Here is a 13,097-nt window from a genome sequence, read left to right on the forward strand (position 1 = left end):
GACTGGCCAGCAATGCTGGAAAAGACTTTTCGGCCCATTGAGGTCGAAACGGAGCTCTATGACGCGTGGGAAGAGAGCGGCGCCTTCGGCGCCGATCCGGCGCTCTCCGACGCCCCCTATACGATCATGATGCCGCCGCCCAACGTCACGGGCAGCCTCCACATCGGCCACGCGCTGACCTTCACCATTCAGGACATCCTGATCCGCTACAACCGGATGAAGGGCAAGAACGTGCTCTGGCAGCCGGGAACCGACCACGCCGGCATCGCCACCCAGATGGTGGTCGAGCGTAAGCTCGCCGATGAGGGCAAGACGCGCCACGACCTGGGCAGGCCGGACTTTGTCGATCGCGTGTGGCAGTGGAAGGAGGAGTCCGGCGGCACGATCCTGCGTCAGCTGCGCCGCCTCGGCGCCTCGGCCGACTGGCCGCGTGAGCGCTTCACCATGGACGAGGGGCTGTCCCAGGCGGTCCGCAAGGTCTTCGTCGACCTCTACAAGCAAGGCTTGATCTACAAGGACAAGCGGCTGGTCAACTGGGACCCCAAGCTGCATACGGCGATCTCCGACCTCGAGGTCGAGCAGCGCGACATCAAGGGCAAGCTCTGGCACTTCAAGTACCCGATCAAGGACGCGGGCGGCCGCTTCATCGTCGTGGCGACGACCCGGCCCGAGACCATGCTGGGCGACACGGCCGTCGCGGTGAACCCCGAGGACGAGCGCTACCAGGACCTGATCGGCAAGGAGGTCGTGCTGCCCCTGGTCGGCCGGCGTATTCCCATCGTCGCCGACGAGCACGCCGACCCGGAGGCCGGCAGCGGCGCCGTCAAGATCACCCCGGCCCACGACTTCAACGACTTTGAGGTCGGCCGGCGGCACGACCTGCCGATGGTCAACATCTTCGACCGCGACGCCTGCCTGAACGACGAGGTGCCGCCGGCCTACCGCGGCCTCGACCGCTTCGAGGCGCGCGAGCGGGTGGTCGCCGACCTGGAGGCGGCGGGCCTGGTCGCCAAGATCGAGGACCACGAGCACAAGGTGCCTCACGGCGACCGCGGCGGCGTGCCGATCGAGCCCTGGCTGACCGATCAGTGGTACGTCGACGCCGCGACCCTGGCCAAGCCGGCGATCGAGGCGGTCGAGACCGGCAAGACGGTCTTCGTGCCGAAGAACTGGGAGAACACCTACTTCGAGTGGATGCGCAACATCCAGCCCTGGTGTATCTCGCGCCAGCTCTGGTGGGGCCACCAGATCCCGGCGTGGTACGCCCCCGACGGCGAGATCTTCGTCGAGCCGACCGAGGAGGAGGCCCGGGCGGCGGCCGAGAAGCACTTCGGCAGGGCGGTCGAGCTGGAGCGCGACCCCGACGTGCTCGACACCTGGTTCTCCTCGGCGCTCTGGCCCTTCTCGACCCTGGGCTGGCCCGAGGAAACGCCGGAGCTCAAGCGTTTCTATCCCGGCGACGTGCTGGTCACCGGCTTCGACATCATCTTCTTCTGGGTCGCCCGCATGATGATGATGGGCCTGCACTTCATGGGCGAGGTGCCGTTCAAGACCGTCTACATCCACGGCCTGGTGCGCGACAAGCACGGCCATAAGATGTCCAAGGCCAAGGGCAACGTCATCGACCCCCTGGAACTGATCGAGAGCTACGGCTGCGACGCGGTTCGCTTCACCCTGGCCGCCATGGCCGCGCCGGTCGGGCGCGACGTCAAGCTCGACGATAAGCGGATCGAGGGCTACCGCAACTTCGGTACCAAGCTGTGGAACGCATCGCGCTTCGCCCTGATGAACGGCGCCAAGGCCGATCCAGACTTCGATCCGGCGAATTGCCGGGAACCGGTCAATCGCTGGATCGTCGGCAAGCTGGCCGAGGCCGCGGAGCAACTCGACCATGACTTCGCCGCCTACCGTTTCAACGACGTGGCCGACCGGCTCTACCATTTCACCTGGAACCTGTTCTGCGACTGGTACGTGGAGTTCTCCAAGCCGGTCCTGAACGGCGAGGATGCGGCGGCCGCCGCCGAGACGCGGGCGACCATGGCCTGGGTCCTGGAGCAGATCTTGCGGCTTCTGCACCCGGTCATGCCCTTCATCACCGAGGCGCTCTGGTCGGAGACAGGCGAGGGCCGCAACACCATGCTGATCGCCGAGACCTGGCCCCATCTCGACGGCGCCCTTACGGACCCCGAGGCCGAGGCCGAGATGGACTGGGTGATCCGGCTGGTCGGCGAGATCCGCGCCGTCCGCGCCGAGGTCAACGTGCCGGCCGGGGCCAAGCTCGACCTCCTGGTCAAGGATGCCAGCCCGGCGACGGTCGCGCGGCTCGAGGGGCAGGCCGATCTCATCCGCCAGCTCGCGCGGGTCGAGAAGATCGAGCCCAAGGCTAAGCAGGTGCCCAAGGGGGCGACCCAGATCGTGGTCGACGAGGCGACGGTCATCCTGCCGCTCGAAGGCGTCATCGACCGGGACGCCGAGCGCGCTCGCTTGTCGAAGGAGATCGGCAAGTTGGAGGCCGAGGCGGCGAAGGACGACAAGAAGCTCGCCAACCCGCAGTTCCTGGAGAAGGCCCCGGAGGCCGTGGTCGCCGAGCTCAAGGAACGGCGCGCCGAGACCGGCGAGCGGATCGAGCGGCTGCGGGCGGCCCTGAAGCGCCTGGACTGAGGCGCTAGCCCCGCTCGAGGGGCCGAGTCAGGCAGGTCGGGCCGCCTTCGCCCTTGCGCGAAATCTCCTCGCCCTTGTAGGTCCGGACTTCGCAGCCCGCGGCTTCGAGGCGCCGCCTGGTCTCGGGGCAGCCCTCGAGCATGAGGCAGTGGCGCGGGGCCAGCGCCAGCACGTTGCAGGCCATGGTCTCGAACTCTTCGTCCGGCACCTCGACCAGGGCAATGCCACGTTCCTGCAGCCAGCTGCGAAAGCCGATCGGCATCAGCGGCGAATAGACCAGGGCGAGATCTCGGTCGAGCGGGCTCAGCATCGACATCAGGTGGAAGACGTCGCCGGGCCCCTTGTAGTGGGGCACGTCGACCGTCACCAGGGTGACGTCCGGGCCGAAGTGCTCGGCGAGCTGGCGCGCGCCCTCGGCGTTGCTGCGGTAGGTCAGGCCGAGCGCGCCGGTCCTGTCGTCGAGCCACACGAAGTCACCGCCCTCGACCCGGCCGGCGCCGTCGATTGCGCCGGAAACGGGAAGCCCGAGGTCCTCGAAGGCCGCGCCCGAGACCGCCGGCTCGGCCCGACGGGCCTCGCGCCCCATGCTGCAGAGCAGGGCGCCGCCAGGACCGCAGAGCGAGGCGTCGCGCACGTAGATGCTGTCGATTTCCAGGCCTTGGGCGGCCGGCAGATAGCAGACTTCCGCGCCGGTTTCCGCGATCAGCTCGGCGAAGCGGTCGAACTCGCGCACCGCTTCGGCAAAGTCCGGCGCCGCCCGGTAGCCGAGGCCTTGCCAGCTTCGGTCGATGAAGCCCTGGTCGCGGAAAGCCTCGCGCGGATGGCGCAGCGCGACGCGGCGGATCGGGTCGTATTCGTTGAGGGGCATTGAGGGTAGCATCCAGAAGGGCCGAGGCGCGCGAGGATGTCAGAAAAGGTCACCCGCGTCATCCGCTCCGGTTCAGGTGCCGGTCCAGCTCCATGAGGATGTCGCGGTCCACTCAGTGGATTGTTACTTTGCCGATCGTTGTGGAGCCGTCAGCCAAGCTCCGCCAGACCGCCGCCATCCGCATGACGGGGTTGTCCTCAAAGTCCTTTATTCGAGTTGAGGCGTCCCGCTAGACTGCGCGGCTCAAGACATTGCTATCGAAAGACAAGATTACCGGGGAGACGTCCTATGCCGCTCGATCAGCCGGCCTCCAAGTTCAACAAGTCCAAGCTGCCGAGCCGCCACGTCTCGGTCGGGCCCGCCAGCGCGCCGCACCGTTCCTACTACTACGCCATGGGCATGACCGACCAGGAGATCGCCCAGCCCTTCGTCGGGGTGGCGACCTGCTGGAACGAGGCGGCGCCCTGCAACATCTCCCTGGCGCGCCAGGCCCAGGCGGTCAAGAAGGGGGTCAAGGCGGCCCACGGCACGCCGCGCGAGTTCACCACCATTACCGTGACCGACGGCATCGCCATGGGCCACGACGGCATGAAGTCCTCGCTGGTCAGCCGCGACCTTATCGCCGATTCGGTCGAGCTCACCATGCGCGGCCACTGCTACGACGCCCTGGTCGGCCTGGCCGGCTGCGACAAGTCGCTGCCGGGCATGATGATGGCCATGGTCCGGCTCAACGTGCCCTCGGTCTTCATGTACGGCGGCTCGATCCTGCCGGGCCGCCTGCGCGGCAAGGACATTACGGTGCAGGACGTCTTCGAGGCGGTCGGCGCCCATTCCGCCGGCCGGATCGACGACGAGGAGCTGCACGCGATCGAGTGCGCTGCCTGTCCCTCGGCCGGCTCCTGCGGCGGCCAGTTCACCGCCAACACCATGGCCTGCGTCTCCGAGGCGCTCGGCCTCGCGCTGCCCAACTCGGCCGGCGCGCCGGCGCCCTACGAGTCCCGCGACGCCTACGCCGAGGCCTCGGGCGAGGCGGTCATGGCGGCGCTCGCCCAGGGCATCCGGCCGCGCGACATCGTGACCCGCAAGTCCCTGGAGAACGCCGCCCGCGTGGTCGCCGCCTCGGGCGGCTCGACCAACGCCGGGCTGCATCTGCCGGCGATCGCCAACGAGGCGGGCATCGACTTCGACCTTGAAGACGTCTGCAAGATCTTCCGGGAGACGCCCTATATCGCCGATCTCAAGCCCGGCGGGCGCTATGTCGCCAAGGACCTATTCGAGATCGGCGGCGTGGCCGTCATCATGCGGGCGCTCCTGGACGGCGGCTTCCTGCACGGCGACTGCATCACCGTGACCGGCCAGACCCTGGCCCAGACCCTGGAAGGGGTAACCGTGCCCGAGGACCAGGACATCGTGCGCCCGACCTCGGCGCCGCTCTCGAGCACCGGTGGCGTGGTCGGCCTCAAGGGCAACCTGGCGCCGGAGGGCGCCATCGTTAAGATCGCGGGCCTCGACACCTTGAAGTTCCGCGGCCCGGCCCGGGTCTTCGATTGCGAGGAGGACGCCTTCCAGGCGGTCCAGGAGCGGGCCTACGAAGAGGGCGACGTGATCGTCATCCGCTACGAGGGGCCCAAGGGCGGCCCCGGCATGCGCGAGATGCTGGCGACCACGGCCGCGCTCTACGGCCAGGGCACGGGCGGCAAGGTGGCGCTGATCACCGACGGCCGCTTCTCTGGGGCGACCCGAGGCTTCTGCATCGGGCATGTCGGGCCGGAGGCCGCGGTCGGCGGCCCGATCGGCCTACTCAAGGACGGCGACATGATCGCCCTCGATGCCGAGGCCGGGACCATGGAGGTCGAGGTCTCCGAGGCCGAGCTGGAGGAGCGGCGCAAGTCCTGGAAGCCGCGCAGCCACGATCACCAGTCGGGCGCGATCTGGCGCTACGCCCAGACCGTCGGCCCGGCCTATTTGGGCGCCCTCACGCATCCGGGCGCCAAGGCGGAGACCCACACCTACGCGGACATATAGTGGCGGCTCCGGCCGGGCCCGGCGCGGACTATCGGCTTGGCATCGCGAGCCTGCTGCTGTCCGGCTTCTTCGCCAGCCTGGCCGGCCTCCTGGTGCGCAGCGTCGAAACAGCCGGCGGCTGGCAGATCCTGTTCTACCGCACGCTGTTCTGTGCCCTGACGCTGGCCCTGTTCCTGGCCTGGCGCCACGGTGGCGGCGTGATCGGCGCGTTCCGGCGGATCGGGCGCAGCGGATTGATCGTGGTGGCCGGTCTGGGCTTCGCCTTCATCTTCTATATCTTCGCGCTGCTCTCGACGACGGTCGCCAACGTGGTCTTCATCGTCAGCGCCTCTCCCTTCGTCGCCGCGGCGCTCGGCTGGATCGCGCTCCGCGAGCCCGTCACCCCCGGGCTTTGGCTCGCCATGATCGCGTCTTTCCTCGGTCTGGCGATCATGTTGGGCGATGGGCTCGCTCAAGGCAGCCTGGTGGGTTTCCTGCTCGCGCTCGGGTGCTGCCTCGGCTATGCCGTGACCCTGGTCGCCCTCCGCAGCGGCCGGGCCGTCGACATGCTGCCGGCCTGCTGCTTGGCCGCCTTCGCCGCCGCCGCCGTATCGGCCGCCTTCGTGCCGAGCTTCGCCCTCTCGGCCCACGACCTGGTCATCACCCTGCTGCTCGGCGTCCTTCAGCTGGCTCTCCAATACATCCTGGTTACCTACGCCTCCCGGCGGGTCCAGGCCGCCGAGATTGCCTTCTTCTCGCGGGTCCAGGTGGTGCTGGCGCCGCTCTGGGTCTGGATCGGCGTCGGTGAAGTGCCGAGCCTGCTGACCCTGCTCGGCGGGCTGGTGGTGTTCTCGGCGGTCCTCGGCAATGCCGCCTTCAGCTGGCGTGCCGGCGGGCGCCGCTCCGCCGTCGGGTGACGGTTATTGAAAAGAAAATGGGTCAGAGTGAAAAACTCTTAATTGCTTTCTCTTATGACTGTTGTTCGGGGGAGGAGGAGCGGCAGCTAGGCAAATTTTACCGGGTATGGACGAATGCAGGTCCTCTTCGTCGACGACGATCGAAACGTGTCCGAGGCCGTAAGCCGAGCCCTCGAGCGCCGTGGGCATCAGTGCCGCTGTGTCGGCTTGGGCGAGCAGGCCGTGCCGCTGGCCGAGAGCCAGCAGTTCGATATCGTGGTTCTCGATCTCGGCCTGCCCGACATCGGGGGGCTCGAGGTCCTGGACCGGATCAGGTCTCAGGGCATAACGACGCCGGTCCTGCTCCAGTCCGGCCTGCCCGACGACCAGTTGCCCGATGCAGGGGTGGCGCTCGGCGGCGACGATTTCCTCCTTAAGCCCTTCTCCATTGACCGGCTGCTGGAGCGCATGGAGTCCACCATCAAGAAGAGGGGCAATTGCGTGCCGCAGAAGGTCGTCTCTAACGGTACGCCGGAGTGGGAAGGGGACAAGGAGGCGACCGAGCGCCGCCGTCACGACAGGAAGGATATCTTTGCCGCTGCGGTCATTACCGATTCGGGGCGTCACCTTCCCTGCGCAATCCGCAACATCTCGAAAAGCGGGGCCTTGCTGCGTCTGTCCGGTCCCGCGGTCGAATGCCCCGAGATCTTTACGCTGTTCCAGCTCGAGGGACCGAAGCGGCGTTGCCGGCTTCGCTGGCGCTCGGAGGCGCGGATTGGCGTCGAATTCATCGAAGATGAGGACGATTGACGGCCCTGTTGGGCGGCTCTGACCCTATTCGCGCTTGCGTCGTCGCGGCTGCGAGGGACACTGGCCTGACCCCGCGCCAGCAACCCGGAGCCGGCAACGCTCATGCGCTGTCCCCCGTTTATGGCAGTAAGGAAACGCCCCGGCTCCTTGCTGGCCGTGGCCGCCTTGGCCATGACCCTTGCGCAACCCACCGCCGTCTTCGCCCAGGACGCCGAACCCTACGCGGTCGACCTGGAGTTGGTGCTCGCGGTCGACGCGTCCGGCAGCGTCGATGAGCGGGAATACGCCCTGCAAATGTCCGGGATCGCAACCGCGTTCCGCGACCAGGCCGTCCAGGAGGCGATCCGTTCCGGGCCCTATGGCCGGATCGCCGTCGCGCTGCTTACCTGGGCCGAGGCGACCGAGCCGAAGGACGCGTCTGACTGGTTTGTCGTTGCCTCGCCGGAGGGCGCCGAGCGCCTGGCGCGCTTCGTCGAGAGCTTTCCGAGGCGGGTCGCGGGCGGCACGGGCATAGGCCAGGCCGTCGCCTACAGCGTCCGTCTGTTCGAACGGAACGACATCGAGAGCCTGCGCAAGGTGATCGACGTATCCGGCGACGGCAAGGAGACCGCGCCGCGGGACTATACCGTCATGCCGAAGCAGGCCCGCTTCGTGGCAACGGCGCGGGGAATCACCATCAATGGCCTCGCGATCCAGAACGAAGTGCCGGATCTGGCGAGCTACTACCGCTCCCACGTGATCGCGGGGAACGAGGCCTTCGCCCTTTCGGTCGACAGCTACGAAGACTTCACCGAGGCCATGATCCGCAAGCTGCTGCGGGAAATCCGCTACCGGCCGAAGGTAAGTGCCTTGCCTCCCCGAACCGGCGCGCGCGTCATGTCTGCGTATCGTTCGAGATCTCGGGAGCCTGATCCACGTTGCGCGATCGGGGAGCGTCAGATTAAGCTTGCATCTCAATGTAGGTTTCTTGACTTAGGCAAACCCCACAAATAAGAGAAATCACAAGGGGATAGGGGAGGCGTTTTATGTTGGACATCAAATTGGGGTCTAGACTTTCGCTTTCAGCGCTGGCTCTTGGCGCCCTGGTGTTGGCGGCCACGCCGGCCGGCGCCCAGGAAGACTGCCCGCGCGGCACGCTGGATCAACGCTACTGTGACCGGGACGGGGACTTGGTCGCTGACTTGCCGCTCGATCCCAAGGAATGGGTCGATCCGGATACCATCATCTTCTCCTATACGCCGGTGGAGGACCCCGCGGTCTACGCCAAGGTCTGGCAGGGCTTCATCGACCACATGGCGAAGGTGACCGGCAAGAAGGTGGTGTTCTTCCCGGTGCAGTCCTATGCCGCCCAATACGAGGCCATGCGATCGGGCCGGTTGCACGTTGCCGGCGTCAATACCGGCGGCAATCCGGTGGCGGTCAGCTGCGCCGGCTTCGTGCCCTTCGCCATGATGGCCTCGGCCGACGGTTCCTTCGGCTACGAGATGGAGATCATCGTGCCGGCGGATAGCGATATCGGATCGCCGTCCGACATCAAGGGCCGGACTCTGGCCTTTACTTCGCCGACCTCCAACTCCGGCTTCAAGGCGCCCTCGGCCCTGCTCAAATCCGAGTTCGGACTGGTCGCCGAGACGGATTTCCAGACAACTTTCTCGGGCAAGCACGACAACTCGATCATGGGGGTCGCCAACAGGGATTACGAGGCGGCGGCCGTCGCGAACTCCGTTCTCAAGCGCATGATCGACCGGGACGTGGTCGATCCGGCGAAGATCCGGACGGTCTATCGCTCGGCGACCTTCCCCACCACGGGCTACGGTCATGCCAACAATCTGCATCCGGAAGTGGTCGCCAAGATCAAGCAGGCCTTCTTCACCTTCGACTGGGAAGGCTCCGATTTGAAGAAGGAGTTCAAGAAGGAGGACAAGTTCGTCTCGATCCATCACAAGTCGGACTGGGACGTGATCCGCAAGATCGACGCGGCCAACGGCGTCTCTTACGACTGCAGGTAGCCATACGCGAAAACGTATCCGCGTAAGGGGAGGGGCGATGCTGCGCCTGGAGGGTCTGGTCAAGACCTATCCGACGGGCGACCAGGCGTTGAAGGGCGTCGATCTCGAGGTGCCCAAGGGCCAGGTCATGGCGCTGATCGGCCCCTCCGGCGCGGGCAAGTCGACCCTGATACGCTGCATCAACCGGCTGGTCGAACCGACCGGGGGGCGGATCTTCCTCGGCGACCAGGAGATCACGAAGCTCGGCAACCGCGCACTGCGGCGGGCGCGACGCCGCATGGGCATGATCTTTCAGGAGTACGCCCTGGTCGAGCGCCTGAGCGTGATGGAGAACGTGCTGTCCGGCCGGCTCGGGTACGTCGGCTTCTGGCGCAGCTACTTTCGGAAGTTCCCGCAGAGCGACATCAACGAGGCGTTCCGCCTGCTCGAGCGGGTCGGGCTCGATCACATGGTGGACAAGCGGGCCGACGAGCTCTCGGGCGGGCAGCGCCAGCGCGTCGGCATCGCCCGCGCCCTGATCCAGGATCCGCAGCTCCTCCTGGTCGACGAGCCGACGGCGAGCCTGGATCCCAAGACCTCCCGCCAGATCATGCGCCTGGTCTGCGAGCTCTGCGAGGAACGGAACCTGCCGGCGATCATCAACATCCACGACGTGCTGCTGGCGCAGATGTTTGCCAAGCGGATTGTCGGACTTCAGTTCGGCGCCGTGGTCTATGATGGGCCGCCAGAAGGCCTGAACGATCAAGTCCTGACCCAGATCTACGGCGAGGAAGACTGGTCGGCGACGATCCAGCGGGGCGACGAGGGGGAGACAGCGGAGATCTCCGACGCCCCCCATCCCGAACTCGACCGGGACCGGCTGGCAGGCGCGACCTGACATGGCTGATGTGGCGGCTCCGGGGACGGCCCCGCGGCGTTGGAAGCGGCCGCCGCTGATCGCCAATCGGCGCTTGCGCTGGGCGCTGGCAATCGGCGTCGCGCTCTACATCGCCGCCGCCTTCGGAACGGTCGACGTCAACTGGGTTCGGGTCTACGAGGGCCTGCCGCGCGGCCAGGCCTTCGTCGCGGCCTTCTTCCCGCCGGATTTCGCCTCCCGCTGGGAGGAGATCCAGGACGGCGTGATGGAAAGCCTCTGGATGACCGTGGCCTCGACGGTCGTCGGCATCCTGATCTCCGTGCCGATCGGACTGGGAGCGGCGCGTAACCTGGCACCGGCCCCGATCTACTACTTCTGCCGGGGAATTGTCGCCATTTCGCGCAGCTTTCAGGAGATACTGCTGGCGATCTTCTTCGTGAAGCTCTTCGGTTTCGGCCCCTTCGCCGGCTTCGTGACCTTGAGCTTTGCGACCATCGGCTTCTTTGCCAAACTGCTCGCCGAAGACATCGAGGACATGGATCCCGCCCAGGCCGAAGCGGTGCGCGCCACCGGGGCCGGTTGGTTCCAATGGCTCAACTACGCGGTCCAGCCCCAGGTCATGCCGCGTTTCATCGGGCTCTCGCTCTACCGCCTGGATATCAACTTCCGAGAATCGGCGATCGTCGGGATCGTCGGCGGCGGCGGCATCGGGGCGACCTTGAACACGGCCTTCGAGCGCTATGAGTTCGACTCGGCGGCGGCGATCCTGCTGGTGATCATCGCCATCGTCATGGTGGTGGAGTACACCTCCGGCATCGTGCGCAATTGGGTGCAGTGATGCCGGTGCGCGAAGAAGGTGCGGTCAAGATCTGGCAGCGGCGCGATTGGGGCCGTCAGATCGGAACCTGGTTCGCCTGGCTGGTCGGCCTCTCGATCTTCCTCTACTGCTTCAAGCTGATTTCCGACAAGACGATCTGGTTCTTCGTCCTGGACGCCGGCACCCAGGCCGCCGACCTCGGCGCGCGCATGGTGCCGCCGCGCTGGTCCTACATGGACAAGCTCTGGATGCCGCTTTGGGACACCATCAACATCGCCACTCTGGGCACGGTACTGGCGATCATCTTCGCCGTGCCGGTCGCCTTTCTCGCTGCGCGCAACACGACACCCTCGGCGCTCTTCGTGCGGCCGGTAGCGCTCTTCATCATCGTCTCGTCGCGTTCGATCAACTCCCTCATATGGGCGCTTCTGCTGGTCGCCATCGTTGGTCCGGGGGAGTTCGCCGGCATCTTCGCCATCGGCTTTCGTTCGATCGGCTTCATCGCGAAGCTGCTCTACGAGGCGATCGAGGAGATCGACCCCAGCCAGGTCGAGGCGGTGACCGCGACTGGCGCTTCTGGTCCGCAGATCCTGGCCTATGGGATCGCGCCGCAGATTCTTCCGGCGTTTGCGGGAATCACTGTATTCCGTTGGGATATCAATATCCGCGAGTCGACGATCCTCGGCCTTGTCGGCGCCGGCGGAATCGGAATCCAGCTCAACGCATCGGTCATGGAGCTCGCCTGGAGCAAGGTGTCCGTGATTCTGCTCGCGATCGTGGCGACCGTCCTGGTCAGCGAGTGGGTTTCTGCCAAGGTCCGGCACGCGATCATCTGACCGACTGAGGCGCCACCAGGCGGGGGGTCGTCCGCAAGGCTTTGGCCCTCGCACGCCTACCACGCGTCAACGCAGCGCCGCCGACCGCCTGGCCTGACTGAGCCCCGAGAAGACCCACTAAGCTATTTGCGCTATTTTTCGCTTTGGGGTCATCAACATCTTGTTATAATATATGGGTAAGGTTCCATATGTTGAGGTCTTGCAGTGGGGTGTCGCGTAAGGGAGACGTTAGGGAAGAGGGGCAGATCCCATGGTCACAGATCAAACCTATCACGCGCGTGTTGCAGCCTTGTCGCTCGCCCATGGGGCGGCGCTCGCCAAGCTCTTGAGGGCGCACGGGCGCGACGAACATGCGGGAAACGTTGAAGCGGCCCTGGCCGAATTCCAGGAGATCGTCACCGTCGAGGTTGGGCAGCCGATCCTCAGCGAGGCGATGACCTGGGTCAACACGAGGGTTGCCGATGGCGGCGCTCCCGCTGGCGACGTGCAGCGCCACTAGGGCAGTCAGCCCTATGGACCGCGCTTGCCGCTGCCGCGTTTCCGATCGCTTTCTCGGCTGCTGCTTCCCGCGCCCGGCTCAGGCTCCTCCCGGCGCTCGCGCCGCGTATCCTGGACCGTGAGTTCGATCCCCCCCGGCAGCTCGCCCCGGCGCCAGAGCGGAACGGACTTGTAGCGGAAGGGAACGACCAGGACGAGCCCCGCCAAGAAGCCGCCGATATGGGCCCACCACGCCACGCCCTGGCCGACCGCCGGCATGTGAGTCACGGCATAGAACTGGAAGCCGATCCACACGAGTAGAAGCAGATAAGCCGGCAGGTAGATCGGCACGATGATGATCGGGACCAGGATCCTGGCCTGAGGGTGCAGCAGCAGATAGGCGCCGAGGATGCCGGAGACCGCCCCGCTGGCACCGATGATCGGCGCCGTCGCCAAAGGGTCCGCGGCGACCTGAGCGAGAGCGGCAACGGCGCCGCAGACCAGGAAGAAGACCGCGAACCGAACGTGTCCCATGGCGTCTTCCACGTTGTCGCCGAAGACCCAGAGGTAGGCCATGTTGAACAGCAGGTGGAGCAGGCCGCCATGCAGGAACTGGTGGGTGAAGAGGGTCGCCAGGGGCGGGACCTGGGCGATCTCCGGCGGCAGTGCGGCGTGGTCCACGATCGCCGCCGGTATTGCGCCGTAGGCCAGGATCATGAGCCGGAGTTCGTCTGGCGGAGTGGATGCCTGAACCAGATAGACCGCCGCGCAGGCCAGGATCGTCGCCCAAGTGATCCATGGCTGGGAGACCAGCACCCGTGGGTTCTTATCGTGGAGCGGAATGAATGGCATTTATCAGTCTA

The 13,097-nt window shown here is 66.3% G+C and carries 12 protein-coding genes; 10 read left to right on the top strand and 2 right to left on the bottom strand.

Annotated features, from left to right (window positions below; genetic code table 11):
- The first annotated feature begins 12 nt into the window (after positions 1–12).
- Positions 13–2,661 carry a valine--tRNA ligase gene (locus QNJ67_15945; protein ID MDJ0610467.1) on the top strand — a complete coding sequence of 883 codons (2,649 nt, stop codon included), beginning with the start codon at positions 13–15 and terminating at the stop codon, positions 2,659–2,661.
- A 4-nt stretch (positions 2,662–2,665) separates the two neighbouring features.
- On the opposite strand, the gene QNJ67_15950 is transcribed toward QNJ67_15945, so the two are convergent.
- The gene (locus tag QNJ67_15950; GenBank protein MDJ0610468.1) at positions 2,666–3,529 is read right to left on the bottom strand and encodes an arginine deiminase family protein; all 864 of its coding nucleotides are present in this window, start codon (positions 3,527–3,529) and stop codon (positions 2,666–2,668) included.
- A gap of 288 nt (positions 3,530–3,817) precedes the next feature.
- On the opposite strand from QNJ67_15950, the gene ilvD reads away from it, so the two are divergent.
- The 9 genes from ilvD to QNJ67_15995 all read left to right on the top strand — a co-directional run bounded on the left by ilvD (position 3,818) and on the right by QNJ67_15995 (position 12,256).
- Positions 3,818–5,554, top strand: coding sequence for a dihydroxy-acid dehydratase (gene ilvD, locus QNJ67_15955; protein MDJ0610469.1), 1,737 nt, complete (start codon positions 3,818–3,820; stop codon positions 5,552–5,554).
- Entirely contained in the window at positions 5,554–6,450 is an 897-nt protein-coding gene (locus QNJ67_15960; protein MDJ0610470.1) for a DMT family transporter, read from the top strand. Before ilvD ends, QNJ67_15960 begins: the two co-directional genes overlap by 1 nt.
- A 114-nt stretch (positions 6,451–6,564) precedes the next feature.
- On the top strand, positions 6,565–7,239 hold the full coding sequence (locus QNJ67_15965) for a response regulator (GenBank protein MDJ0610471.1): 675 nt from the start codon (positions 6,565–6,567) through the stop codon (positions 7,237–7,239).
- Between the two features lie 156 nt (positions 7,240–7,395).
- Positions 7,396–8,232, top strand: a complete 837-nt coding sequence (locus QNJ67_15970; GenBank protein ID MDJ0610472.1) for a DUF1194 domain-containing protein — start codon at positions 7,396–7,398, stop codon at positions 8,230–8,232.
- A gap of 32 nt (positions 8,233–8,264) precedes the next feature.
- Complete coding sequence (gene phnD / locus QNJ67_15975; protein MDJ0610473.1) at positions 8,265–9,248, top strand: phosphate/phosphite/phosphonate ABC transporter substrate-binding protein; 984 nt, start codon at positions 8,265–8,267, stop codon at positions 9,246–9,248.
- Positions 9,249–9,285: 37 nt separating this feature from the next.
- Positions 9,286–10,125 (top strand): phosphonate ABC transporter ATP-binding protein, encoded by an 840-nt coding sequence (gene phnC / locus QNJ67_15980; GenBank protein ID MDJ0610474.1) that lies wholly within the window; start codon positions 9,286–9,288, stop codon positions 10,123–10,125.
- 1 nt (position 10,126) lies between these two features.
- The gene (phnE, locus tag QNJ67_15985) at positions 10,127–10,942 is read left to right on the top strand and encodes a phosphonate ABC transporter, permease protein PhnE (GenBank protein MDJ0610475.1); all 816 of its coding nucleotides are present in this window, start codon (positions 10,127–10,129) and stop codon (positions 10,940–10,942) included.
- Positions 10,942–11,757 (top strand): phosphonate ABC transporter, permease protein PhnE, encoded by an 816-nt coding sequence (phnE, locus tag QNJ67_15990; GenBank protein MDJ0610476.1) that lies wholly within the window; start codon positions 10,942–10,944, stop codon positions 11,755–11,757. The genes phnE (QNJ67_15985) and phnE (QNJ67_15990) overlap by 1 nt, the downstream gene beginning before the upstream one ends.
- 250 nt (positions 11,758–12,007) lie before the next feature.
- Positions 12,008–12,256, top strand: a complete 249-nt coding sequence (locus QNJ67_15995) for a hypothetical protein (GenBank protein ID MDJ0610477.1) — start codon at positions 12,008–12,010, stop codon at positions 12,254–12,256.
- A gap of 11 nt (positions 12,257–12,267) precedes the next feature.
- Here QNJ67_15995 and QNJ67_16000 read toward each other — a convergent pair whose 3' ends face one another.
- A complete protein-coding gene (locus QNJ67_16000; GenBank protein MDJ0610478.1) occupies positions 12,268–13,086 on the bottom strand; it encodes a rhomboid family intramembrane serine protease in 819 nt (272 codons plus the stop codon).
- Positions 13,087–13,097: the final 11 nt, after the last annotated feature.

Source organism: Kiloniellales bacterium (genome assembly GCA_030064845.1).
Taxonomy (GTDB): Bacteria; Pseudomonadota; Alphaproteobacteria; order Kiloniellales; family JAKSDN01; genus JASJEC01.

Bases quoted from the DNA above. Each gene is read 5' to 3' on its own strand.
- phnC (MDJ0610474.1), top strand. From the start codon at position 9,286: ATGCTGCGCCTGGAGGGTCTGGTCAAGACCTATCCGACGGGCGACCAG.
- phnE (MDJ0610475.1), top strand. From the start codon at position 10,127: ATGGCTGATGTGGCGGCTCCGGGGACGGCCCCGCGGCGTTGGAAGCGG.
- QNJ67_15965 (MDJ0610471.1), top strand. From the start codon at position 6,565: ATGCAGGTCCTCTTCGTCGACGACGATCGAAACGTGTCCGAGGCCGTA.
- ilvD (MDJ0610469.1), top strand. From the start codon at position 3,818: ATGCCGCTCGATCAGCCGGCCTCCAAGTTCAACAAGTCCAAGCTGCCG.
- QNJ67_15945 (MDJ0610467.1), top strand. From the start codon at position 13: ATGCTGGAAAAGACTTTTCGGCCCATTGAGGTCGAAACGGAGCTCTAT.
- QNJ67_15995 (MDJ0610477.1), top strand. From the start codon at position 12,008: ATGGTCACAGATCAAACCTATCACGCGCGTGTTGCAGCCTTGTCGCTC.
- QNJ67_15950 (MDJ0610468.1), bottom strand. From the start codon at position 3,529: ATGCCCCTCAACGAATACGACCCGATCCGCCGCGTCGCGCTGCGCCAT.
- phnD (MDJ0610473.1), top strand. From the start codon at position 8,265: ATGTTGGACATCAAATTGGGGTCTAGACTTTCGCTTTCAGCGCTGGCT.
- phnE (MDJ0610476.1), top strand. From the start codon at position 10,942: ATGCCGGTGCGCGAAGAAGGTGCGGTCAAGATCTGGCAGCGGCGCGAT.
- QNJ67_16000 (MDJ0610478.1), bottom strand. From the start codon at position 13,086: ATGCCATTCATTCCGCTCCACGATAAGAACCCACGGGTGCTGGTCTCC.